The following is a 24147-nucleotide window of genomic DNA, read 5'->3' as shown; positions in this document are numbered from 1 at the left end:
GCCTTACCCGTTGCCGGATCCTCAGCCGAAGTCGAGCGAGCCCGTCCGGGTGCGCTTGAGCTCGAAGAACGCCTTGTGCCCGGCCAGCAGCCGGACGCCGTCGAAGACCTGGACGGCCTCCTCGCCGCGCGGGATCGCGTTCAGCACCGGCCCGAAGAACGCGGTGCCGTCGACGTGGATGGTCGGGGTGCCGACCTCCTCGCCGACCGGGTCCATGCCCGCGTGGTGGCTGCGGCGCAGCGCCTCGTCCCACTCGGTGCCGTGCGCGGCCTCGGCGAGCTCCTCCGGCAGGCCGGCCTCGGCCAGCGCCTCGCGGAGCAGCTTGTCGTCGACCTCCCGGTCCTCGACGTGCAGCCGGGTGCCGAGCGCGGTGTAGAGGTCGCGCAGCACCCCGACGCCGTGCTGCTCGGCGGCGGCGATGCAGACCCGGACGGGGCCCCAGCCGGTGGTGAGCAGCCGCTCGTAGCGCTCGGGCAGGCCCTCGCGGCCCTCGTTGAGCACGGACAGGCTCATCACCCGGAACGTCAGGTCGAGGTCCCGGTGCTTCTCCACCTCCAGGATCCAGCGGGAGGTGATCCAGGCGAACGGGCAGATCGGGTCGAAGTAGAAGTCCACGGTGTTGGTCGCGGCACCGGCACCGGCGGCGGTACCGGAGTCGGCGGCGGTACCGGAGTCGGCGTTGGCATCGGCATTGGCGTCGGCATTGGCAGCTGTAGTGGTCACCCGGCCGAGCCTAGGGGCGTGCCGGACCGCTCGGAAGGGCCGGTCCGGTGCGGTTTTCCTGGGCCACTCGCGGATCCGGCCGCCGCGACCCGCCCGGGCCGCTCCTTCGCTCCAACAGGTGAAGGGACGTCACCGTCCGTATCCGGAGGCTTGATCCGGATCGGTGAACCGCTACCGCCGGTCGGGTGAAGGAGGGCCTCCGGGTGTTTCCGATCTTGGACGGATATGCTGCCGCCCCGTCAGGCCCTCGCGAAGCCCTCGCGACGGGCGGTACGGAACGAGGGCGGGAGCCGACAAGATGATGGGACCGGCGCATTCACTGTCCGGCGCGGCGGCATGGCTGGGCGCGGGAGCGATCGCGGCGGGCATGGGCGAACCGATGCCCTGGCCGGTGCTGCTCGCGGGGACGCTGATCTGTGCGGGCGCCGCCCTGGCGCCGGACCTCGACCACAAGGCGGCGACCATATCCCGGGCGTTCGGCCCGGTCTCGCGGATCCTCTGCGAGGTGATCGACAAGCTCTCCTACGCCGTCTACAAGTCGACCCGCGGCAAGCGGGACCCGCGCCGCACCGGCGGCCACCGCACGCTGACCCACACCTGGGTCTGGGCGGCGCTCTGCGGTGCGGGCGCGTCGGCCGTCGCCGTCTACGGCGGACGGTGGGGTGTGCTCGGGGTGCTCTTCGTGCACATGGTGCTGGCGATCGAGGGACTGCTGTGGCGCCAGGCCCGGGTCTCCAGTGACGTCCTGGTCTGGCTGCTCGGCGCGGCCGGCGCCTGGATGCTGACGGACGTCCTGGACAAGCCCGGCAACGGCGCGCTCTGGCTGTTCGACCAGCCGGGGCAGGAGTACCTGTGGATCGGCCTGCCGATCACCCTCGGCGCGCTGGTGCACTGCCTGGGCGACGCGCTCACCGTCTCCGGCTGCCCGGTGCTGTGGCCGATCCCGATCGGCCGCAAGCGCTGGTACCCGATCGGCCCGCCGAAGGGGATGCGCTTCCGGGCCGGCAGCTGGGTGGAGCTCAAGGTGCTGATGCCGGTCTTCATGGGCGCCGGCGGTCTGTGCGCGGTGGGTGCGCTGGGCTACTTCGGCTGAGCGCGTGAGCGCGTGAGCGCTTGATCGGACGCGCGACCGCGCGCGACCGCTCGACCGCGCGCGACAGGGCCCCGCACCGGGGGAGCGGCTCCCGGTGCGGGGCCCTGTCGCGTCTGCGCCTGCGGGGGCAGTGCTTGCGTTGGATACCCCCTGGGGGTATAAATGGGCTCATGGCGCAGGGATACCCACTGGGGGTATCCGGAACTGCCGCCGACACCAATGGAGGAATCCCATGTCCTGCTGCTCCACCGAAGGCACCTGCTCGACCGGCGCCGAGGCCGTCGATGTCGCCGTGGACGCCGTCGCCCAGGGCGATGCCCCTGCCGCCGAGGCCGACGCCGACCGCGTTCCCGCCCAGCGGGCCTGAAATCCCGGCGGGTCCGGGGTTAGAACCCCCAGGGGGTATCGGCCCCGGACCCTGATCCGATCGACAACGAGCACGAGGAGCTCAGATGACCACCCAGGCACCCGCCTCCACCGAGGTGGAACTCCGGATCGGCGGCATGACCTGCGCCTCGTGCGCCGCCCGGATCGAGAAGAAGCTCAACCGCATGGACGGGGTCACCGCCACCGTCAACTACGCCACCGAGAAGGCCAAGGTCGCGTTCGGGCCGGACGTGAGCGTCGCCGACCTCGTTGCCACCGTCGAGGCCACCGGCTACACGGCCGCCCCGCCCCGACCGGCCACCACCGCCCCCGCCGGCCCCGTGAGCGACCACGCCGACGACCATGCCGGCGACCACGCCGACGGTTCCGCCGCGGACGAGCTCGCCCCGCTGCGGCAGCGGCTGATCACCGCGGTCGTCCTGGCCGTACCCGTGGTCGCGATGGCGATGGTCCCCGCCCTCCAGTTCGACAACTGGCAGTGGCTCTCGCTCACCCTCGCCGCGCCCGTCGTCACCTACGCCGCCTGGCCGTTCCACCGCGCCGCCTGGACCAACCTCAAGCACGGCGCCGCGACCATGGACACCCTGGTCTCGCTCGGCACCGGCGCCGCGTTCCTGTGGTCCCTGTGGGCGCTGTTCCTCGGCCACGCGGGCATGCCCGGGATGCGGCACGGCTTCGAGTTCACCGTCGCCCGGGGCGACGGCTCGTCCAGCATCTACCTGGAGGCCGCCGCCGGGGTCACCGCCTTCATCCTGGCCGGGCGCTGGTTCGAGGCCCGCTCCAAGCGCCGAGCCGGGGCCGCGCTGCACGCCCTGCTCGAACTCGGTGCCAAGGACGTCGCCGTCCTGCGCGACGGCACCGAGGTGCGCGTCCCGATCGGCGCGCTGAGTGTCGGCGACCGGTTCGTGGTCCGCCCCGGGGAGAAGATCGCCACCGACGGTGTGGTGGTGGAGGGCGCCTCCGCCGTCGACGCCTCGATGCTGACCGGCGAGTCCGTGCCGGTCGAGGTCGCCGTCGGCGACACCGTCACCGGCGCCACCGTGAACGTCGGCGGCCGGCTCGTGGTGGAGGCCACCCGGGTCGGCGCCGACACCAGGCTCGCCCGGATGGCCCAGCTGGTCGAGGACGCCCAGAACGGCAAGGCCGCCGCCCAGCGGCTCGCCGACCGGATCTCCGCCGTCTTCGTACCGATCGTGATCGCGCTGGCCCTGGCCACCCTCGGCTACTGGCTCGCCACCGGGGAGGGCTGGACGGCTGCCTTCACCGCGGCCGTGGCGGTGCTGATCATCGCCTGCCCGTGCGCCCTGGGCCTGGCCACCCCGACCGCGCTGATGGTCGGCACCGGCCGCGGCGCCCAGCTCGGCATCCTGATCAAGGGCCCCGAGGTGCTGGAGAACACCCGCCGGGTCGACACCGTCGTGCTCGACAAGACCGGCACCGTCACCACCGGCCGGATGACCCTGCTCGCCGTCCGCACCGCGGAGGGCACCGCCGAGGACGAGGCCCTGCGCCTGGCCGGCGCCCTGGAACACGCCTCCGAGCACCCCATCGCCACCGCGATCGCCACCGCAGCCGCCGAACGCCTCGGCACCCTGCCCGCCGTCGAGGGCTTCGAGAACGTCCCGGGCCTCGGCGTCCAGGGCGTCGTGGACGGCCACGCCGTCGTCGCCGGACGCGAGGCCCTGCTCGCCGAATGGGCGCAGCACCTGCCGACGGAGCTGGCGGAGGCCAAGCGGGCCGCCGAGGCCGCCGGACGGACCGCCGTCGCGGTCGGCTGGGACGGCGCCGCCCGTGCCGTCCTGGAGGTCGCCGACGCCGTCCGGCCCACCAGCGCCCGGGCCGTCGCCGAACTGCGCGCCCTCGGCCTGCGCCCGGTCCTGCTCACCGGCGACAACCGCGCCGTCGCCGAGGCCGTCGCCGCCGAGGTCGGTATCCCGGCGGAGGACGTGATCGCCGAGGTGCTGCCCGAGGACAAGGTGGCGGTGGTCGAGCGGCTGCAGGGCGAGGGCCGGGTCGTCGCCATGGTCGGGGACGGCGTCAACGACGCCGCAGCGCTGGCCCGGGCCGACCTCGGGCTCGCGATGGGCACCGGCACCGACGCCGCCATCGAGGCCAGTGACCTCACCCTGGTCCGCGGCGACCTGCGCTCCGCCGCCGACGCCATCCGCCTCTCCCGAAAGACCCTCGGCACCATCAAGGGCAACCTCTTCTGGGCCTTCGGCTACAACGTCGCCGCGATCCCCCTGGCCGCCGCCGGGCTGCTCAACCCGATGATCGCCGGTGCGGCGATGGCCTTCTCCTCGGTGTTCGTGGTCGGCAACAGCCTCCGGCTCCGCACCTTCCGCTGAGTGCCTTTCCGCTGGACAGCCTTTCCGCCGAGCGCCCTCTTCTCGGTGCCCGTCCGTGAGCTCCGGAACCACATCGGATCCGGGGCTCACGGACGTGCGTCGGGCCCCCGGACGTTCGGTCCGGCGAACGGGCGCTGATCCGATGAGGGGACACGGCCGAGGCGTTCCCGGAGGTCAGCGGCCCGGTCGCATAGCGTGTCGTCGCCGTGTCGTCGCCGTGCCGTCGGCGGGCCGGTGGTCCGCGGCTCGTCGGCGGCCCGTTCGGCGGACGGCTCTCCGGGGACGGCTTCGGGCATGTGGGACAAAGGGGTGCAGGGTGGCTTCCTCGGGAACGAGCGGCTCCTTCGGACGCGGGCAGCGCTTCCGCGCCTGGCTGCTGGAGGGCCTGTCCGACCGGGTCAAGCAGCACCCCGGCCCGCACGCCCAGGCCCCCGCCGAACAGGCCCGCCCCTGGTGGCGGGTGATGTGCCTGACCGGCCTCGACTACTTCTCCACCCTCGGCTACCAGCCCGGCATCGCCGCCCTCGCGGCCGGTCTGCTCTCCCCGGTGGCGACCGTCGTCCTCGTCGTCGTCACCCTCTGCGGCGCCCTGCCGGTCTACCGCCGGGTGGCCCGGGAGAGCCCGCACGGCGAGGGCTCGATCGCGATGCTGGAACGCCTGCTGTCGTTCTGGCAGGGCAAGCTGTTCGTCCTCGCGCTGCTCGGCTTCGCGGCCACCGACTTCATGATCACCATCACCCTGTCGGCCGCCGACGCCACCGCCCACCTGGTCGAGAACCCGCACCTGAACAGCGCCCTGACCGGCAAGCAGGTGATCATCACCCTGGTGCTGATCGCCCTGCTCGGCGGCGTCTTCCTCAAGGGCTTCAGCGAGGCGATCGGGCTGGCCGTCGTCCTGGTCGCCATCTACCTCGCGCTCAACGTGGTCGTCGTCGTCACCGGCTTCTACCACGTCTTCAGCTCCCCGGGAGTCGTGACCGACTGGGCGGACGCGCTCACCGCCGAGCACGGCAACGTCGTCGCCATGATCGGCGTCGCCCTGGTGACCTTCCCCAAACTCGCCCTCGGCCTCTCCGGCTTCGAGACCGGCGTCGCCGTCATGCCGCACATCGAGGGCGACCCGGACGACACCGAGGAGAAGCCGACCGGCCGGATCCGCGGCGCCCGCAAGTTGCTCACCACCGCCGCGCTGATCATGAGCGTGTTCCTGATCACCACCAGCTTCATCACCACCCTGCTGATCCCGAAGGAAGCCTTCGAGAAGGGCGGCGAGGCCAACGGACGCGCGCTCGCCTACCTGGCCCACGAGTACCTCGGCAACACCTTCGGCAGCATCTACGACCTGTCCACCATCGCGATCCTCTGGTTCGCCGGTGCCTCCGCCATGGCGGGCATGCTCAACCTGCTGCCCCGCTACCTCCCCCGCTACGGCATGGCGCCGCACTGGGCGAAGGCGGTCCGGCCGATGGTCATCGTGCTCACCCTGATCGCCTTCCTGGTCACCTGGCTCTTCGACGCCAGCGTGGACGCCCAGGGCGGCGCCTACGCCACCGGCGTACTCGTGCTGATCAGCTCCGCCGCGATCGCCGTCACCATCGCCGCCCGGGCCGCCCGCCAGACCGGCTGGACCATCGGCTTCGCGATCATCGCGGCCGTCTTCCTCTACACCACGGCCCTCAACATCGCCGAACGCCCCGACGGCGTGAAGATCGGCGCCTGCTTCATCGCCGCCATCGTGCTCGTCTCCCTGCTCTCCCGGCTCAAGCGCGCCTTCGAACTCCGGGTCACCGACATCGTCTTCGACGAGCCCGCCGAGCGCTTCGTGCGCGACTACACCCATCGGCCGCTGCGCCTGATCGCCAACGAGCCCAACAGCCGCGACCTCGCCGAGTACCAGGAGAAGAAGCGCCAGATCCGGGCGGACAACGACATCCCGGCCGAGGACGACCTGGTCTTCGTCGAGGTGACGGTCAAGGACCCCTCGGAGTTCGAGGCCGTGCTCACCGTGCACGGCGAGGTGCTGCACGACCGCTACCGGGTGCTGACGCTGGAGAGCTCCAGCGTCCCCAACGCGCTGGCCGCGCTGCTGCTCACCGTCCGGGACCGCACCGGGCAGCAGCCGCACATCTACTTCGAGTGGACGGAGGGCAATCCGTTCGCGCAGTTCCTGCGGTTCTTCCTGTTCGGGCAGGGCGAGGTCGCGCCGGTCACCCGCGAGGTGCTGCGGGAGGCGGAGCCGGACCGCACGCGGCGGCCGCGGGTGCACGTGGGCTGAGGGGGCGGGGAGGGCGGGGCGGGAGGGGAGTCCGGTGGGGGAGTCGGGGCTGTGCGGGGCCTGTGCCGATGGGTTGTCAGGTGCATAGCATGGCAGTCCGCTTGCCCCACTCCGTCAGTCCGCAGAGGAGCAACTTCCGTGCGTTATCGCAGGTTCGGCTCGATCGTCCTGACCGGTGCCCTCGCCCTCGCCGCCCTCGGCACCGCCCCGGCGGCCTTCGCCGGGCCGGTTGCTGCCGGGGGTCCGTCGGCGGCCGCGGTCGCCGCTGCCGCCGGCGGCTCCCGGCACCGGGTCGAGGTCTTCGCCGAGGACGGCTCGATCGGACGGGTCACCGTGCCCGCCGCCTCCCCGTACCTGACCGGCGACCGCCCCGGCCTCGCCCCCGCCGCCGGGGACGGCGAGGTCACCCCGATCCTGCGCAGCGGCGACAGCGCCGGCAAGGTCGACGTCGTGGTCATCGGCGACGGCTACACCGCCGCCGAACAGGAGAAGTTCCGCGCCGACGCAGCCGCCAAGTGGCAGGAGCTCAGCGCCGTCGAGCCCTACGCCGGCTACCGGAACCTGTTCAACGTCTGGGCCGTCGCCACCGTCTCCGCCGAGTCCGGCATCACCGGCGACCCGGACCGCGCCACCGTCCGCAACACCGCGCTCGGCTCCTACTTCTGGTGCGAGGACATCGAACGCCTGCTGTGCGTCGACACCAAGGCCGTCGAGAACTACGCCGTCAAGGCTCCGCAGGCCGACCTCGTCCTCGTCGTCGCCAACACCGCCAAGTACGGCGGGGCCGGCTACAACGTCGCCTCCCCGCTCGGCTACGACGGCATCGCCACCGTCGCGGGCGGCAACCCGAAGGCCGGGCAGATCGCCGTGCACGAGACCGGCCACTCGCTCGGCAAGCTCGCCGACGAGTACTTCTACGACGGCTCCGACACCTACCCGGCCGGGGAGGGCGAACCGGCCGAGCCCAACATCAGCATGTACACCGCCGACCGGCTCACCCACGACCGCGCCAAGTGGTACCGCTGGATCGGCCGGACCTCGCCCGACGGTGGCGTGGTCGGCAGCTACGAGGGTGGCGGCTACTACCCCAAGGGGCTGTACCGGCCCACCGAGAACTCGATCATGCGCTCGCTCGGACGGGAGTTCAACCTGCCCGGACGGGAGGCGATGATCGCCGGGTTCTACCGCCACGCCGTGCCGCTCACCAGCCCCACCCCGGCCGGCACCCCGCTCACCCGCACCGACCGCCTCACCGTCGACCTCCCGGTCCCCGGCACCACGATCAGCTGGTCCCTGGACGGCCGCGTCCTGCCGCAGCTGCGCGGACGGACGACGGTCGACCTGCGCACCGTCCCGCTCCCCGGCCCGCGCGGCCGCGCCCACACCCTGACCGCCACCGCCACCGACCCCACCCCCGCCGTCCTCGACCCGGCCCTCCGCGCGGGCCTGACGGCCACCCTCTCCTGGCCCGTCACCCGCTGACCGGGGCTGCCTGCCCCTGGTACGCTCCCGCCGGCTTGCACGGCTGCACGGGAAGTCGGTCCGTCCGACTTCCCGTGCGCGGACGGCGGCCGTGCCCGGAGCGGGCTGCGCCCGGGAGCCCGGCCCCGGGATCCACCCGGCCGGACGGAGCCGTCGGCCACCTGCGACAGTGGGCGGACGACCGGCCGACGACGCAGGCAGGAGGCCCGGTGACACTGCCGAGGAAGGGCACCCGGCTCATCACGGTCGACCAGGTGGCGTACCGGTGGGCCGTCAGGCGCAGGCCCACCTACAGCCAGGGAATCGGACAGTCTCCGCTGACGGTTGCCGTCGAGCGGGCGGAGGAGCCCGGCTCGGTGCTCGTCGTCCGGCTCCCGGGAGCGCATCCGGGCAACTGGCTCGGTCTGCCGACCGTCGGCGCCACTCCCGCGACTGTGGCGCTCGCGGTCCGCGACGCCCGGGAGCGTGGCTGGCAGCCGGGGACTCCGGGCGGCCCGTTCCACCTCGAGCTGGCCCAGGGGTCGACACCCGTTCCTGGCCCGCCTGGCCCACCTGGCCCTCTTGGCGCTCCGGCCTCCGATGCGCCGGGCGGCCCGTGAGCCGCCGGCGGGCCGATCCACCGGTGGGCCGATCCACCGGTGGGCGGATTCACCGGTGGGCCACGACCGGCGGACCGTCAGCAGGCCGTGAGCACGGCCTCCTCGTAACCGGTGACGGTGGTGAAGCCCAGACGCCGGTAGAGGGCGAGCGCGGTGGGGTGGTCGGCTCGGACGTTCAGGCCGATGTGGTCGACGCTGTCCGCCAGGACCTCGCAGAGCCGTGCGGTGCAGGCCGCCGCGAGCCCCCGCCCCCGGGCCTGCGGGTGGGTGGTGACGTTCCCGATCACCGCCACCCGTCGGGCGGCGGAGTGGACGTGCACGCCGGCCGTCGCGAGCAGTCGGCCCCCGGCGTCCCGGACCCCGACGTAGGGGCCGGTGGTCAGCATCCGCTCGTCGAACCAGTTGCCCGGGTAGCCCGCGGCGAACAGGGCGCGCAGATCCGCGAGGTCCACCGCGCCGAGCCGCTCCACCGGCCGGAAGGGGCGCGCGTCCGACGCTCCGCCCAGGTGCGGCGCGAGGGCGGCGGGGTCGGTCAGGGCCATCCGCAGCATCGCTGTCCGGTGCTCGGCGCGGTAGTCCGGCGCGAGGGCGTCCACACCGCCGCCGGTGAGGTGGGCGAGCAGTCGACGCGGCAGTACGGGCCGCATCGCGCGCAGCAGTCCGGCCAGGCGGTCCGTGTCCGCGGGCCGGGCGAGGCCGAGCAGGGTGGGCACCTCCCCGACCGCGTACAGCAGCGCCACCGGACCGTCCGCCGATGTGGTGTACCAGGAGGTGTGGGACCAGAACGGCTCGTCCAGGTCGCCGAGTTCGAAGAGGTGGAGCTCAGGGTCCCGGCCGAACCGCTCGGCAAGTGCCGCCCGGTCGTGCAGGCTGGTCAGCGGTGCGGGGGCGGCACGGGCAGAGGAGTGGGCGGAGGCCGGGGTCGAGGACACCCGCCGAGCCTACGCGTGCTCCGGGGCGGTCACCGCGCCGGACCCGGCGGGCCGCGGACCCAGCAGGGCCCGGAGCCGGCCGGGCGGCAGTCCGGCCGCGCGATGCACCACCCGGGTCAGATGCGCCTGGTCGGTGAACCCCAACTCCTGTGCCAGCAGGGCGAGTCGCGTCTCCCCCTCGGTCAGCCGCTCCAGGGCGAGGGTGACCCGCAGCCGGTTGCGGTAGCGCGCGATCCCCTCGCCGGTGCAGGCCCGGAAGATCCGGCTCAGGTGGTGCGGCGAACAGCCGACCGCCCGGGCCAGCTCGTCCAGCCCGAGCCCGAGATCGGCCGCCAGCGCGGTCCGGGCGGCGTCCACCAGGCGGCGCCGCGCCGCGTCCCGGACCGGCCGGCCGCTCTCCACCCTCGCCGGCGCAAGTGCCGTCAGCACCTCGCCAGCCAAGGTGACCGCACGCTCGGCGAGTTCGAACGGGTCCGCGCCGCCGCGCGCCCGGACGACGAGCATCCGGTGCGCCAGTGCCATCCGCGGCGTGGTGAACACCAGCCCCTGCGGCACCTCCGGGTCGCCGCCCAGGAGTTCGGCGGTCCGCGGCTCGGAGAGCACCAGCTCGGTGTAGAGATCACCGCCGCACGGATGCGCGAACTGCTGCTCGGAGCCGACCCGTTCGACATACACACAGGCCGGGTCCAGTACCTGGTCGACCCCGTCGATCCGCCCCCGGAACATCCCCCGCCGCACCATCACCAGCCCGAACACCGGCGCCGGCCGCAACTCCGTCCACCCCTCCGGCGGGTCCTGGCAGGACACGTCGGCGACACACAGGTCGTCCCCGTTCAACAGGGTCGCACGTTCGACCGCCATGCCCGCACCCTACTCGCGGGGCGACCCGCTGTCGTCGTCCGTCACCGGCCGTCCAGCACCTCGGAGTTCGGCGCCAGCCGGAGGCTGGCCAGGACGAGGAAGTCCACCAGGTCGATCGCCCCGCCGCGGCTCCCGTCGTGCCACCGGGCGAGCAGGCCGGAGCCCTCCTCGTCCCAGGTGTCCGGATCCGGGCCGCCGGGGAAGTGCTCGACGCTGCCCTCGCCGTGCCGGTAGCGGAAGTACAGGTACCGGCCGCCGGTCGTCCAGGCGTTCCACTGCGAGGGGCTGCTGCTGCAGGTCCACACCACTCGCGCGAGCGCGGTGTCCTCGTGGAGCCGGGCCTCGACGCCGCCCAGGTGCTCCTCTGGACCGACGACCAGCAGCGCGCCGTCCAGACCCAGCAACCGGACACGTCCGCCCTCGAAGCCGAGGGCCAGCCCGGCGGTGAAGGCGGTTCCGGTGGGCAAGGCGGTCCCGGAGGGCAAGGCGGTCCCGGTGGTCGTGGCGGTCCCGCCCTCCCGGTACTCGATCGTGCTCACCGACCGGATCGGCCGCCCGAGGAAGCGCGTCAGCGGCAGATCCGCCGGATCGGTGGTCGTGCCCGCCCCGGCGGGCACTCCGGTCACGTCGGCGGCCCGGAACGACAGGCCGGTGCCGGGCGAACGGACGAGCACGGGCCCGAGGTCCTCCAGATGGAGCCACAGGTGCGACAGCTGCGGCGCGGTGGCGGACTGCCGGTCCTGGAGGGCGGCGGTCACCCGGGTCAGGCGGGCGCCGACCAGGTCGGCGGCCGCCACAGGCTCCTGGTCGATCATCCGGCGATGCTCGCACGGTGCCTACCTGCGCGCCAACGGATTCCACAGGTGCGAACGGATTGCACAAGAAACGACAAGCCGCCGGGGCGGGCGCGGCGGGACAGTGGAACCGGTCGGCGCCCCGTACGGGGGTCGGGGCGCCGACCCCGAGTCATTGAGTCGCTCTTCGGCCCCCGCTCAGTCCGCGTCCCCTCCGAGGAGTCCCGTTGAACGATCCGACCGTTCCCACCGTCCCCTTCGCCGAAGACCCCGGCTCTGGCTCCGGCCCCGGAGCCGGACCCGAGGCCGTGTCCGACCGTCCCGGGCGCCGCCGGGTGCTGCGCGGCGCGCTCGCCGTCGCGGGCGCGGTGGCGCTGCGCCCGCTCGTCGCGGCGACGCCCGCCGCCGCCGAGCCCGCCGAGCCCGCCGGTTCCGCCGCGTCGGCCGGTGCCGTCGTGGTGCGGCGGTTCGGCCGGTACGAGGTGCTGGCGCTGCTCGACGCGCACGGCCCGTTCCCCGGCACCGCACAGGCCGCCTTCCCCGACGCGACGGCCACCGACTGGGAGCGCGCCCGCCGCCTCGACCCGGCCGCCTTCGGCCCGAACGACACCTGGCAACTCGACTTCCGCTGCTACGCCGTCCGCCGCCCCGGCGGCCGGGTCACCCTGGTGGACACCGGTATCGGCCCGGTCGGCAGCCCGGCCTCCGGCTGGGCGCCCGTCCCCGGCCGGCTGCCCGCCGTGTTGGCCCGGACCGGGATCGCCCCGGCGGACGTCGAAGCGGTGGTCCTGACCCACCTCCACGAGGACCACTACGGCTGGTCGGTCACCCCCGAGGGCGTACCGGTGTTCCCGAACGCCCGCTACGTGGTGCAGCACGCCGAGGTCGCGGCGCTCGGCCCGACCCGGACGGCACGCACCTACGTCGTCGAACCGCTGCTGCGCGCCGGACAGTTGAACGAGGTCGACGGCCGCACGGTGCTCGCCGGCCGGGCCCGTCCCGGAGGCGGCGCGATCACCCTGCTCCCGACCCCCGGCCACACACCGGGCCACCAGTCGGTCCTGGTCGACGGCGGCGGGGACCGCCTGCTGCTCACCGGCGACGTCCTGGTCCACGCCGTCCAACTCGCCACCCCCGCCGTGCGCTACCTCTTCGAGGCCGACCCGGACACAGCCCGCCGCACCCGTGAAGAACTCCTCGCCGAGGCCCGCCGCACCGGCGCGCTCCTCGGCACCGCCCACCTCAACCACCCCTTCGTCCGCCCATGGCCCCCGACCGGCCCCACACCCCCGCACTGACACCGCGGCACTGACACCGCCCGCGCAGCCGAAGCGGTCGATGAGGACGGCGAGTTCCTCCGGGTAGCCTGCCTGATCATCGATTTGGGGGCGGGCTCGTGATCCAACTTCCCGAGGGGTCATGGTGGGACTGGGACGTTGTCGAATGGAATGCCGGGCGGTTGAGGCTGGGCGCTGGCTCCGACCTGTCGTACCACCACGGTCTGGAGCTTGTCTTCAGCGACCCGCTCTTCGTCACCTGTCCCGCCGCATTCCAGGATCCGACCTTCCGTGAGCCGACACCGGAAGAGGTGCGGGTGGTCTCGCGGCAGACCGGCGAGATCCCTGCGCTGGTGGTCGCGTTCGAGGCCGACGCGGGGGGCCCGGAGCCCGCTGCCGGGCTGATCGCAGCCGGCGGCCTCGAAATCGTCCAGGGAACCGTCTTCCGGTACGGGCGGCCGAGTCCCGCGCCCGGCGAGCGCCTGGCCCCATGGGTGCGACCTCCCGAGGCCTAGGTACCGGTCGCCCGGCCCGGACGGCCACCGCACCGGGATCTCGCCGGCGTGCCGGGCGGGCAGGTGTTCGCGTCGAACCGGCATCACCGTCGCCGGCACCGTCCACCACGGAGGCCCGGAGACCGACCGGGCCCACCAGGCGCTCTTCGAGAGCCGACCCGAGGATGCCCGGTCGCGCTCCGGAGCTCGCCGACCTGCGGTTCCGCGGGCCCGGAGCCGCCCGGGCGGGCGCGGAGAGGTCGCCACCTGCTAGGAGCCCGGTATCGCGGATTGCTGGGAATCCTTCGCGACCCGGCGCAGCCCCCGACAACCGCCAGGACGATGCGAGCGTGATCCGAGCCCCCCGGGCCGGACCCGGCCCGAACGGGGCTGCGGCGGAGGGTGCGCTCTGGCGGGACGGTTCGTGGTGTGGTCCCATCGCGAGTGGGCGCGTGGGGGTGCCCGTGTCGAGAGGGGTCCGGTTCGTATGGACGAGCAGCCGTTACGTACCGCCGAGGTCGAGAACGCCCCGGTCGTGGTCGCCCCGGACGGCGCCACCGTCCGGCCGTTGCTGACCCTGGACGGCCTCGGCAGTCAGGCCGTCTTCGAACTCGCTCCCGGTGTCGTCACCCGCGCCGTCTCCCATGCCACCGTGCAGGAACTCTGGTACGTCACGGCCGGCCGGGGCCGGATCTGGCGGCGGCAGTCCGGCCGGGAGTCCGTGGACGTCCTGCGGGCGGGTACATCGGTTTCGGTGCCTCTGGGAACCGCCTTCCAGTTCCGTGCTGATCCGGACAGCCCCGGCCCGCTGCGCATCGTCGCCATCACCATGCCGCCCTGGCCGGACGGCTCCACCACCGAAGCCCGTCCCGAGGACGGCCCCTGGCCTCCCACCGTCGGCTGACGCGGACGGATACGGACGGATGCGGCCGGCGTCCCCGTGGGAGCGGGGGCACCGGCCGGTCGGAGGCTTCGCGGTGTCCGGTGTGCGGTGTGCGCTGGTTCGCGCTGGGTCTCGGTGTGGGGTCAGACGGGGAGGGTCAGCTCCTGGCCGGGCTGGATGAGGTCGGGGTCCTCGCCGAGGACCGCGCGGTTCTGTTCGTACAACGCCTGCCAGCCGCCGGGGACCTGCAACTGCTCGGCAATGCTGTCGAGGGTGTCGTCGTCGCGCACCGTCCAGGTGGCGGGGCCCCCGGGCGGGGGAGGGGCGGCGGGGGTGCCGGGGGTGGGCGTCTCCGCCCGTTCGGCGGCCGAATCGACCGGGGGGCGTTCGCGGTCGCGGTCGGCGCGGGCGCCGCAGAACGGCCACGGGGTGAGCCCGCGCTGTTCGGCGAGGGCGTTGGCGACGGCGATCTGCTCGTCCCGGCTGGCCAGGTCGGCGCGCGGGGCGTAGCGGAGGCCGCCGGTCTCCTCCCAGGTCGGCTCGTCGAACTGGAGGCCGCCGAAGTAGCCGTTGCCGGTGTTGATGTGCCAGTCCCCGCTGCTCTCGCAGGCGGCGACCCGCTCCCAGTCGATCACGGTCCCCCGATCGATGCCCGCTCTGCCTCCTGAGCCCGGTGGCGCGGCGTGCGCCGCGGCGGGGGCGGCGAGGACGGCGGCCAGGGTGCACACGGCGGTGGGGAGCAGGCGGCGCAGGTGCGCGATGGGGGGCATCGGCGGCTCTCAGGTCCGGGGGCAGGGGCGCGCGCCGCTCGGGAGCGGCGCGTTCCCACCGACGCACGCCGGGCCTGCCGAATCCCCGCCGACACGTCGAGCAGGTCACCCGCCCGGCTCCGCGTCGCCACCCGGGCGGCTCCCGTCCCACCGGTCGGGCCGGCCCTTCGGGACGTCCGACCGGATCGTCGGGCCCGGTGACGGTGCTCACGGGGTCGAACGCGTACGAACCCTTTCGAGTCGATGTGCGGCATTGGAGTGGATTTTCGACCGATTCCGAGGGCCCTCGCTCGTGCGTCTGTGCGAGTCACCCGTGCCCGTCCTGCTCGGCCGGAGGCCGCGCCGGACGCCTTGTCGAAGGCTTGCCCGACGCCCTCCCGGACTGTCCCCGTGTGCCTGTCCCCGGACGAACGACGGCCCCCCGGCGCGAGCGCCGGGGGGCCGGGGAGGAGCAGCGTGGAGCAGGTGGAACTCCGCAGGTCAGCCGCGCTTCTCGCGCTCGGCCGCCGCAGCGGCCTGCTGGCGCTGCTTCTCCTCCTTCTCGTGCTTCTCCTTGACGCGCACGGACTCCTTGCGGACCTCCTCCTGGATCGTCCGCTCGCGCCGGAGCCACTCCGGGTTCTCCTCGCGGAGCTCCTCGATCTGCTCGGTGGTGAGCGCCTCGGTGATGCCGCCGCGCGCCAGGCCGGACGCGGAGACGCCGAGCCGGGTGGCCACCACGGAACGCGGGTGCGGGCCGTTGCGGCGCAGGTCCTGGAGCCACTGCGGCGGCTCGGTCTGCAGGGCGGTGAGCTCCTCGCGGGAGATCACGCCCGACTGGAAGTCGGCAGGGGTGGCGCCGAGGTAGACCCCGAGCTTCTTCGCCGCCGTCGCCGGCTTCATGGTCTGCGTGGTCTTCTGCTTGAGCGATGTCATGGTCACCAGGGTAAGCGAGCGGCCGACGCCCGCTGTCACGGTCGGTAGCCTTGGGCGGGTGACAGAGATGCAGGTGACACCCTCGTTCCGGTTGGCGTACGTCCCGGGCGTGACCCCCGGCAAGTGGGCGCGCGTCTGGTCGGAGCGTCTCCCGGACGTTCTGCTCGCCCTGGTCGCGGTCGAAGCCGCCGACGGGGAGCCGACGCTGCGCGCGGGCGACGCGGACGCGGGGCTGCTGCGGCTGCCGGTCGACCGGACCGGTCTGAGCGCGATCCCGCTGTACACCGAGACGACGGTGGTGGTGTTCCCCAAGGACCACTGGCTGGCGGCGGCCGAGGAGGTCACTGTCGCGGACCTCGCCGACGATGTGGTCTTCCACCCGCTCGACGACACCCTCGAATGGGAGCAGCTGCCCGGGCGGCCCGCCATCGAGCGGCCGGCGACCACGGCCGACGCGATCGAGCTGGTCGCGGCCGGGGTCGGGGTGCTGCTCGTCCCGCAGTCGCTGGCACGCCTGCACCACCGGCGCGACCTCACCTACCGGACGATGGCGGACGCCCCGCAGTCCCGGATCGCGCTGTCCTGGCCGGAGGAGCAGACCACCGACCTGGTGGAGGAGTTCATCGGCATCGTCCGGGGCCGCACGGTCAACAGCTCGCGCGGCCGGGGCCAGACGGCCGCGACCTCGGCCGAGGCCCCGGCGGCGAAGTCCGCCCCGGGCCGTGCCGGCGGCTCGAAGGGCGGCACCGGTGGGGCGAAGGGCGGCACCGGCAAGGGCGGTGCGGCCAAGGGCGGGGCCCCCAAGGGCTCGGGCAAGCCGGCCGCCGGAGGCCGCGCCACCGCCGGTGGGCGCGCCCGGGGTGGCTCCGGATCGTCGTCCGGTGGCGCGGCGGCCGCCCGGCGCGGCCGTCCGAAGCGTCGCGGCTGACGGTTCCCGCGCCGCCGGCCGTGCCGGGTGGGTGCGCCGGCCGGCCCCGGCGGCTGTACGGCCCCTCGGCCGGTCAGGCGCTCCGGGGTGCGGTCAGGGTGTTCAGCAGGGCGGCGCCGCGCTCGGCGTCGTCCACGCTCACCGCGAACTCCGCGCCTTGTCGGGGCCGGATCACCAGGCACTCGCCGCGGCGCAGCATGACCGTGGTGCCCAGGCCGCTCAGCCGGTAGCCCCAGCCGCCCACCTGGGCCGGGGTGCGGGTCTCGGCCCGGGCCGAGACGATCTCCTCCGGATCCCAGTGCCGGGACGGCCGGCCGAGCGGGCCGAACGCCACATCCAGGCCGCGCTCGGTCACCCGTGCCTGCACCGAGGAGCAGCCGAGCCCCGCCAGCGCGACGACCGCCAGCGGTGCGGCCGTCGCCCAGGCCGCCCCGCCCAGCCCGGCGAACCCGGCCAGTGCCGCTCCCGCCGCGCCCAGCCCGGCCACTGCGGCCAGTAGTCCCAGCCAGGGATTGACCGCCCGGGAGAGCCAGACGGCGTGCTGCCCCTCCGGCAGGTCCAGGCGGGGGCCGTCGGCGACGGTCGCGGTGAGCGGCCCCGGGCCCTGCGGCCGGGCGAGCCACCAGGCCAGCGCGCCGGCCGCGACCGCCGCCACCAGGACCAGCAGCACCTCGGTGCCCAGCGGCCGGGCCTCCTGCCAGGTCGGCCGGTCCAGGTTGGCCGAGACGATCGAAGCCTGCGCGCCTGTCAGCAGCGCACCCCCGAAGCCGAGCCCGACCGCCGACCAGGCCTTCCCCTGCTCCCCGCCGCGCCACCGGGCGACGGCGGCCGCCGTGACCGAGGCCGCCCACAGTGCGGCGGGGAAGCCCACCGCGGCCGCGAACGACATCGAACCGTCCGCTCGTGTCCCGTTCCAGTGCGTGGCCAAGGGCTCCGGCAACCGGTCGCGCGCCACCCACGGCAGCCCGAGCAGCAGCGCCAGCACCCCGAGGGCGAGTGCGCCGAACGCGAGCAGTCCGATCGCCCGGGCCGCCGCGTCCTTGCGGGCGTTGCGCCCCTCCTCCTGCGAAACCTTCTTCACTCCAGCCCCCTGATCATTTCGACGAGCTCCTCCCGGCTGAAGCCTGCGTGCGCCGCGTCCACGACCAGCCGACGCGCCGCGTCCAGCAGTTCGGCGCGGCGGTCGGCACCCAGGGCGACGCTGATGCCGCGTCCCCGGCGGAACTCCAGTACTCCTTCGTCCCGCAGTGCCCGCAGCGCCCGCAGCACCGTGTTCGCGTTCACCCCGAGCGCCCGCGCCAAGTCCCGCGCGGGCGGCAGCCGCTCCCCGGGCACGCATTCGCCCTCAGCGACGGCCCGCCGGATCGCTCCGGCAACCTGCTCGTGCAATGGCCGGGAGTCCCCGGCCTCCAGCTTCAGCAACATGGTGCTAGTGAGAGTAGCACCATCGCGGAATGATGCCAGTGCCGTCGGCGGCCGGTTGCGCAACCGGTGGTGGCCCCGCTCAGGTGGGTTGTTGGCCGTTGGGTTGATTGGCTGGTGGGTCGGGGATTCCGGGCAGGGCCGCATCGGGAGCGGATCCTCGCTCCGGGCGTCCAGCAAGTGCGGCGGCCGATCGGAAGGCGCCGGGAGCGAGACGTCCGATCACGGCGACTGTCCGGGTGGCCTCACCGTCGCCGCGGTCGAGCAGCACCCGGGAGTGGGCGACGGCGCCCGACAAGAACCGGAGCTGCCGTCGCTTCGCTGGCGAACGCGGCGAAGTCCGGCATCACGGAAGGTCCTTGCCCATCAGCGTGCACGCCGCCTCGTACCGCCGGAGTGAGCCGTCCTCGGCCTCCACGTCCCAGGATTCGAGCTCGCGGCCGAAGGCCCGGTAGCCCAGGCGTCCGTAGTGGGCGAGGGCACGCGGGTTGCTCTCCTCGACGGCGAGTTCGGCGCGGGTCGGGCCCCTGGTGACGATCCGCTGCTCGGCGGAGCGGACCAGCAGTGTGCCGATCCCGCAGGACTGGAGGGCCGGGTGGACGCCGAGCTGCCAGAGCGTTCCGGTGCCGGGCCTGACCGTGTAGTCGATGCCGCCGACCGCCACCGGGAGCCCGACCCGCGTGCAGACCGCCAGGTAGTCGACCTCGCCCGCTTCGGCGCGGCGGATCTGGTGGACCAGCTCGCGCACGTGCTTGGGGGAGCCGGCCCAGCCGCAGGACGGCAGGTCCGCCTCGGTGAGGTCGCGCACCGACAGGTGCAGCCTGATCCCGCTCATCGCCGCCTCCCTGTTACTCCCGCGACTTCGGCAAGTGACCGTCGCCCATTCCAGCAAGCCGGTCCCGGCGCCGTCCATGGGGTTTCGGACCGGTCCATGGCCCCATGTCCTGCCCGGTCCAGGCCGCCCTCCGGGCCGCCGGGTCGGCCTCCTGACGAAGCGCGCGAGGCCGCTGCCCGACCGCTTCGGCGGTGCCCGGGTGGCCACCGGCGGGGAGTGGCTCGGGCAGCGGATGCCTCCCTGCGCGGTGGAAGGCCGCCGTTCTGTCCGGAACTCAGTCGCGCAGCGCACGGCGGGCCGTCGTGGTGAGCAGGGCGACGGTGAGAAGGGACAGGGTGACGGCGGTGACCAGGACGGGGGAGGGGCCGGCGGGGTGGCCGGCGCGGCGGACGGCGCCCATGAAGTCGGCGGCGGCGATCTGGTTCACCACCAGGTACCAGAGCGGCAGGTAGAGGGCTTGGAAGAGGCGGTGGGTGCGGGAGAGGGTGCCGAGGGCGAGGGCGAGCGAGGGGATGAACAGGGCGCCGGCCGACCAGGCCGCCACCCCGGCGGCGTCGCCGGCCGCGGCGAGCCGGACCAGGACACCCGCGCCGATCAGGGCGGTGAGCAGCACCCCGGCGGCCCATTCGGCGAGCAGCCGGGCGCGGGCGGCCGGGTAGGCGCGGAGCAGAACCTCCAGGTCGTTCTCGGCCGAGCGGCTCCCGAGGCGGGACCAGAGCAGTACCGGCCAGACCCAGGCGGCGGGCAGCACCGCGCCGACGCCGGTGTCCGGTGGCACGGAGAGCCCGGCCAGCACCAGGCCGGCCGCCCCGAGCCACCACCAGCGCGAGCCGTCGGCGAACAGGATCCGCGCCTCACCGAGCAGCAGCCGACCGTAGTGGGAGCCGAACCGGGAGCGGGACCGGCGGTAGGCGGGCGAGGCGAGTCCGGGTGCGGCCGGCGGCGCGACGCGCGGAGCCGCCGTGCGGACAGGACCAGGGACGGGCGCGGGAAGGGGGGCAGGCGCCGTGCGGTCGGGGTGCCGCTCGGCAACCCTGGCGCGCGCGGGGTCGAAGCGGGTGAACCAGGCAGCCGGCAGCGCGGCCAGCGCCACCGCGAGCAGGACGAGCAGCAGCCGCTGGGCGACGAACCCGGTCCCGAAGTCCGCGCCGTCCCAGTGGAACGCCTCCAGCGGGGAGTCCATTCTGGTCAGACCGAGGCTGAAGTCGTCGCCGCCCAGGTCGACGCCGCGCGCGGCCAGCGTGTCGCGCAGCGAGTCGGCCACCGGGCCGAGGCCGAGTCCGCCGAAGGGCGCGCCAGGTGCCTCCCCGGCGATCAGGAGGGCCGGTGCGAAGGCGAACCAGGTGACATTGCCCAGCCCCCCGCGCAGCAGCGGCACCGTCTCGAACACGACGGCCAGTGCCGCGGTCGCCGCGAGCAGCGGCAGTGTCAGTACCAGGAACGGCGTCAGCAGCGCGATCGGGTCGAGCGCGCGGTCCTCGCCCCGGACCAGTTGCAGGGCGGGCGCGGTGAGTGCGAGCACGCCGAGCATCGAACCGAGCACCAGCAGGTTTCCGAGGAACTTCGCCAGCATCAGATCGACGTTCCGCAGCGGGGCCGCGGCCAGGAGCTGGCCGACCCCGGTCTCCTCGTCCCGGCCCAGACCCTTGCGAACCACGTAGAACCCGCCGAGGGTGAGCCACAACGCGCCCGCCAGCGCGGTCGCCGCGCCGACGTACGCGCTGTTGTACTCCCCCCGGTAGGAGCCGAGCGCGAGGATCGCCCAGTGCCCGTCGGTGGGCGGGACGGCGAGCAGGCCCAGGCCCACCGCGGCCAGGAGCGTCACCGCGTAGGCGGGGCGGCGGATCCGGTCCCGGAAGTCGCCGAGCGCCAGCCGGCCGATCCGGCTCACCGGGCCGGGCCGCTCGGACCCACCGGCGGTGGGGCCCGGAGCACGGTCGGTCGGCGCTCGGGACCCGTCCGGGCGGGACGGGTGAAGAACGCTCCCGGTCATCGCCGCACCCCCGCACGGGCCGCGGCGGCCGACGGGGCGAAGGCGGGCCCGTCGGGCACCGACCGGACCAGCCCCAGGTAGGCGTCCTCCAGGTCCGGCGCGACCTGCACCGCCTCGGCGGTCGGCGGCACGTCGGCGAGGAGCCGCAGCCGCACCCGCCCGTCCCCCGCGCGCACCATCCGGCTCACCACGAAGTGCTGCTGCACGGCCGCCACCGAGCCCGCGTCCACCAGGACCTCCCACACCCGGCCGGCCTGGCCGCGCAGCAGTTCCTCCGGACCGCCCCGGCGCAGCAGCCGCCCGCCGGCGAGGACCGCGATGTCCCCGGCCACCGACTCGATGTCGGAGACGATGTGGGTGGACAGCACCACCACCCGGTCCTCGGCGAGGGTGCTCAGCAGGTTCCGGAAGCGCACCCGCTCCTCCGGATCGAGGCCGGCGGTGGGCTCGTCGACGACGATGACGCTCGGGTCACCGAGCAGCGCCTGGGCGATGCCGACCCGCCGCAGCATGCCGCCCGAGTAGGCACCGAGCGGCCTACGCACCGCCTCGGTCAGGTTGACCAGCACGAGCAGTTCCTCGATCCGGGCCCGGGCGGCGCGGGCGGGAAGCCCCTTGGCGGCTGCCAGGTAGGACAGGAACTCGCGCGAGGTGAGGTGCGGGTGGACACCGAAGTCCTGCGGGAGGAAGCCGAGCTCACGCCGGAGCAGATCGGGGTGGGCGAGCACGTCGGCCCCCCGGTAGGTGATCCGTCCGGAGGTGGGCCGGGTCACCGTGGCGACGATCCGCATCAGCGAGGACTTGCCCGCGCCGTTCGGTCCGAGGAGACCGAGCAGCCCGGGCCCGAGCCGCAGTGAGAGGCCGTCGACGGCGTGCTTGCCGCCCCGGTAGACCTTGCTGACGTCGGTCAGTTCGAGGTGCGGTGTGACATCGGATCGGCTCATGTGCCCCTGCTCCGTTCTCCCGGTCGTGGGTGGGGATGGTGACTGACGGCGACCAGCCTTCCCGGTCGGCAGCGCCCTGCCATCTGCCGATCGGCATAGATCCGGCGCCTTTTTTCGGAGCGAGAACCTGCCGATCGGCACAGGTTGGCGCCCGGGGGCGGGGGCAAGGTTCTGAGCGAGGGCGACGGGCGCCGACCTGCGAGGTCACCGGTGTGCCGAGCCTTGACAGGTGGTTCGGGCACTGGATTACTTGGCTCCGGCCAGGGCCGACCGAATGGTCGGTAGCGAGTTCTGAAGGAGGCACGATGAGCGGCGGAGCGACGGATCCGGGTACGCCCGTGGGTCCGGGCGGAGAGGTGCGGGCGCCGGTGCGTCTCGGCGAGGCACCGCCGGTGGAACTCCTGGACGCCGGCGAGCGGATGACCGCCGAGGAGCTGCGGGCGCACCAGCTCGAACACCTGCGGGCCACACTGCGCCACGCCTACGAGAACGTCGAGCTGTACCGCCGGAAGTTCGACGCGGCCGGTGTGACACCCGAGGACTGCCGCACCCTCGCCGACCTCGCCCGCTTCCCCTTCACGACCAAGGCGGACCTGCGCGACACCTACCCGTTCGGCATGTTCGCCGTCCCGAAGGAGAAGGTCCGCCGGATCCACGCCTCCAGCGGGACCACCGGCCTGCCGACCGTGGTCGGCTACACCGAGCACGACCTGGACGTCTGGGCGGACGTGGTGGCCCGCTCGATCCGGGCGGCCGGCGGGCGGCCCGGCCAGACGGTGCACATCGCCTACGGCTACGGCCTGTTCACCGGCGGGCTGGGCGCGCACGCGGGCGCCGAGCGCGCCGGGTGCACCGTGATCCCGGCGTCCGGCGGCATGACGGCCCGCCAGGTCCGCCTCATCCAGGACCTCCGGCCCGAGGTCATCATGGTCACCCCGTCCTACCTGCTCACCTTGCTGGACGAGTTCGAGCGGCAGGGCGTTGACCCGCGCGGCACCTCGCTGCGGATCGGAGTCTTCGGCGCCGAACCGTGGACGGAGGAGATGCGGGCCGAGATCGAGCGGCGGATGGACATCCACGCCGTGGACATCTACGGACTCTCCGAGGTGATGGGGCCGGGTGTCGCGCAGGAGTGCGTGGAGACGAAGGACGGCCTGCACATCTGGGAGGACCACTTCTACCCGGAGATCGTCGACCCGCTGACCGACGAGGTGCTGCCGGACGGCGAGGGCGGCGAACTCGTCTTCACCTCACTCACCAAGGAGGCGCTTCCGGTCATCCGCTACCGCACCCGCGACCTCACCCGGCTGCTGCCCGGCACCGCGCGCCCCGCGTTCCGCCGGATGGCCAAGGTGACGGGGCGCAGCGATGACATGATCATCCTGCGTGGGGTCAACGTCTTCCCGACCCAGATCGAGGAGATCCTGCTGCGGGTGCCCGCCGTCGCACCGCACTTCCTGCTGCGGCTGACCCGACGGGGCCGACTGGACCACATGACGGTGCGGGTCGAAGCGCGGCCGGACGCCGGACCCGGCCAGCGCGAGGAAGCCGTCGGGGCGATTGTGCGAGGGGTGAAGGACGGCGTCGGGGTGAGTGTGGACGTCGAGGTGGTGGACCCGTACACGCTGGAGCGTTCGGTCGGCAAGATCCGCCGGATCGAGGACCTCCGGGAGGGTCGAGGGGAGGGGCAGAAGTGAGCTGAGGCGCGAGGTCCGCTGGTGGCACCAGCCCGTCGGGGCCATGCCTCAGCACCCCTGGCCGGACTCCACATTGAGAGTCATCTGCTCCAGGACGGCGACCGCGGTCCGGTACTCCTCGGGGGAGATGCCGGCGACCGAGGCTTCGCGGAAGGCGGCGACACGCTCGCCGACCCGGGAGAGGCGAGCGCGGCCGTCCTCGGTCAGGGCGAGGTGCTCCGCCGCCGGTCGGACGACCCAGCCGTCGGCGAGGACAGTGGTGATGGCGTCGGCCAGTTCGGCGGGTGAGGCGTTGACGGTCAGAGACATGCGGACGGTGGTGTCGGTGGCCTGTGGGTCGGCCTCGAGGACGTTGAGCACCTGCCAGGTCAGCCGGGTGAGGCCGGATCCGGCGAGCATGGCGTTCATGGTGGTGGTGAGGGCCAGGTCGGTGCGGTTGAGCCAGTAGCCGATGGGTTTCACGTCGTTCTCCCGAGTCGGTTGTGACCTTGAGGA

The 24147-nt window shown here is 73.9% G+C and carries 22 protein-coding genes; 10 read left to right on the top strand and 12 right to left on the bottom strand.

The annotated features are described in order from the left end of the window. Positions 1–21: 21 nt before the first annotated feature. A complete protein-coding gene (locus BI06_RS29890) occupies positions 22–615 on the bottom strand; it encodes a DsbA family protein (protein WP_030398389.1) in 594 nt (197 codons plus the stop codon). A gap of 406 nt (positions 616–1021) precedes the next feature. Here BI06_RS29890 and BI06_RS29885 point away from each other — a divergent pair, with 406 nt between their 5' ends. The 5 genes from BI06_RS29885 (at position 1022) to BI06_RS29870 (ending at position 8308) form a co-directional block, all read left to right on the top strand. Then, a complete protein-coding gene (locus BI06_RS29885; RefSeq protein WP_030398388.1) occupies positions 1022–1816 on the top strand; it encodes a metal-dependent hydrolase in 795 nt (264 codons plus the stop codon). 232 nt (positions 1817–2048) lie between these two features. Next, positions 2049–2183, top strand: a complete 135-nt coding sequence (locus BI06_RS54805) for a hypothetical protein (RefSeq protein WP_255360264.1) — start codon at positions 2049–2051, stop codon at positions 2181–2183. An 85-nt stretch (positions 2184–2268) separates the two neighbouring features. Beyond that, the gene (locus BI06_RS29880) at positions 2269–4551 is read left to right on the top strand and encodes a cation-translocating P-type ATPase (RefSeq protein WP_043472699.1); all 2283 of its coding nucleotides are present in this window, start codon (positions 2269–2271) and stop codon (positions 4549–4551) included. Positions 4552–4867: 316 nt separating this feature from the next. Further along, complete coding sequence (locus BI06_RS29875; RefSeq protein WP_030396450.1) at positions 4868–6826, top strand: APC family permease; 1959 nt, start codon at positions 4868–4870, stop codon at positions 6824–6826. Positions 6827–6964: 138 nt separating this feature from the next. Beyond that, on the top strand, positions 6965–8308 hold the full coding sequence (locus BI06_RS29870) for a M64 family metallopeptidase (protein WP_043472696.1): 1344 nt from the start codon (positions 6965–6967) through the stop codon (positions 8306–8308). A 676-nt stretch (positions 8309–8984) separates the two neighbouring features. Here BI06_RS29870 and BI06_RS29860 read toward each other — a convergent pair. The 3 genes from BI06_RS29860 to BI06_RS53935 are packed head-to-tail and all read right to left on the bottom strand — an operon-like array spanning position 8985 to position 11515. Further along, entirely contained in the window at positions 8985–9839 is an 855-nt protein-coding gene (locus tag BI06_RS29860) for a GNAT family N-acetyltransferase (protein ID WP_233290323.1), read from the bottom strand. Between the two features lie 9 nt (positions 9840–9848). Continuing rightward, positions 9849–10700, bottom strand: a complete 852-nt coding sequence (locus BI06_RS29855) for an AraC family transcriptional regulator (RefSeq protein WP_043472693.1) — start codon at positions 10698–10700, stop codon at positions 9849–9851. A 41-nt stretch (positions 10701–10741) separates the two neighbouring features. Next, entirely contained in the window at positions 10742–11515 is a 774-nt protein-coding gene (locus BI06_RS53935) for a hypothetical protein (protein ID WP_082558742.1), read from the bottom strand. 206 nt (positions 11516–11721) lie between these two features. On the opposite strand from BI06_RS53935, the gene BI06_RS29845 reads away from it, so the two are divergent. The 3 genes from BI06_RS29845 to BI06_RS29835 all read left to right on the top strand — a co-directional run bounded on the left by BI06_RS29845 (position 11722) and on the right by BI06_RS29835 (position 14169). Beyond that, positions 11722–12792: an MBL fold metallo-hydrolase gene (locus BI06_RS29845; RefSeq protein ID WP_082558741.1), complete on the top strand. Its 1071-nt coding sequence runs from the start codon at positions 11722–11724 to the stop codon at positions 12790–12792. 98 nt (positions 12793–12890) lie between these two features. Then, positions 12891–13286, top strand: coding sequence for a hypothetical protein (locus BI06_RS29840; RefSeq protein WP_149030509.1), 396 nt, complete (start codon positions 12891–12893; stop codon positions 13284–13286). Positions 13287–13752: 466 nt separating this feature from the next. Next, positions 13753–14169, top strand: coding sequence for a hypothetical protein (locus tag BI06_RS29835; RefSeq protein ID WP_051742112.1), 417 nt, complete (start codon positions 13753–13755; stop codon positions 14167–14169). Positions 14170–14291: 122 nt separating this feature from the next. Here the strand turns inward: BI06_RS29835 and BI06_RS55195 are convergent, their stop codons facing one another. Together BI06_RS55195 and BI06_RS29825 are read right to left on the bottom strand one after the other, a co-directional pair. After that, on the bottom strand, positions 14292–14918 hold the full coding sequence (locus BI06_RS55195) for a transglycosylase family protein (protein WP_043472690.1): 627 nt from the start codon (positions 14916–14918) through the stop codon (positions 14292–14294). Between the two features lie 480 nt (positions 14919–15398). Then, positions 15399–15833, bottom strand: coding sequence for a DUF5997 family protein (locus BI06_RS29825; RefSeq protein WP_030396441.1), 435 nt, complete (start codon positions 15831–15833; stop codon positions 15399–15401). A gap of 58 nt (positions 15834–15891) precedes the next feature. On the opposite strand from BI06_RS29825, the gene BI06_RS29820 reads away from it, so the two are divergent. Further along, positions 15892–16761, top strand: coding sequence for a LysR family substrate-binding domain-containing protein (locus BI06_RS29820; protein ID WP_063795033.1), 870 nt, complete (start codon positions 15892–15894; stop codon positions 16759–16761). A 73-nt stretch (positions 16762–16834) separates the two neighbouring features. Here the strand turns inward: BI06_RS29820 and BI06_RS29815 are convergent, their stop codons facing one another. The 5 genes from BI06_RS29815 to BI06_RS29795 form a co-directional block, all read right to left on the bottom strand. Further along, the gene (locus BI06_RS29815) at positions 16835–17842 is read right to left on the bottom strand and encodes a DUF1648 domain-containing protein (protein ID WP_233290322.1); all 1008 of its coding nucleotides are present in this window, start codon (positions 17840–17842) and stop codon (positions 16835–16837) included. Beyond that, positions 17839–18186 carry a GntR family transcriptional regulator gene (locus BI06_RS29810; RefSeq protein WP_043472685.1) on the bottom strand — a complete coding sequence of 116 codons (348 nt, stop codon included), beginning with the start codon at positions 18184–18186 and terminating at the stop codon, positions 17839–17841. The genes BI06_RS29815 and BI06_RS29810 overlap by 4 nt, the downstream gene beginning before the upstream one ends. Before the next feature lie 343 nt (positions 18187–18529). Continuing rightward, a complete protein-coding gene (locus BI06_RS29805; protein ID WP_043472682.1) occupies positions 18530–19018 on the bottom strand; it encodes an N-acetyltransferase in 489 nt (162 codons plus the stop codon). A gap of 274 nt (positions 19019–19292) precedes the next feature. Beyond that, entirely contained in the window at positions 19293–20909 is a 1617-nt protein-coding gene (locus BI06_RS29800; RefSeq protein WP_043472680.1) for a hypothetical protein, read from the bottom strand. Between the two features lie 98 nt (positions 20910–21007). Next, positions 21008–21955, bottom strand: a complete 948-nt coding sequence (locus BI06_RS29795; RefSeq protein ID WP_051742110.1) for an ATP-binding cassette domain-containing protein — start codon at positions 21953–21955, stop codon at positions 21008–21010. Between the two features lie 305 nt (positions 21956–22260). On the opposite strand from BI06_RS29795, the gene paaK reads away from it, so the two are divergent. Continuing rightward, entirely contained in the window at positions 22261–23652 is a 1392-nt protein-coding gene (paaK, locus tag BI06_RS29790; RefSeq protein ID WP_043472679.1) for a phenylacetate--CoA ligase PaaK, read from the top strand. Between the two features lie 48 nt (positions 23653–23700). Here the strand turns inward: paaK and BI06_RS29785 are convergent, their stop codons facing one another. Next, positions 23701–24114 carry a MarR family winged helix-turn-helix transcriptional regulator gene (locus BI06_RS29785; RefSeq protein ID WP_043472676.1) on the bottom strand — a complete coding sequence of 138 codons (414 nt, stop codon included), beginning with the start codon at positions 24112–24114 and terminating at the stop codon, positions 23701–23703. Between the last annotated feature and the right edge of the window lie 33 nt (positions 24115–24147).

The sequence above is a fragment of the Kitasatospora sp. MBT66 genome, assembly GCF_000710405.2.
Lineage (GTDB): Bacteria > Actinomycetota > Actinomycetes > Streptomycetales > Streptomycetaceae > Kitasatospora > Kitasatospora purpeofusca.
The sequence above is the reverse complement of the archived record's forward strand: the minus strand, read 5'-3'. Positions and strand labels throughout refer to the sequence as shown.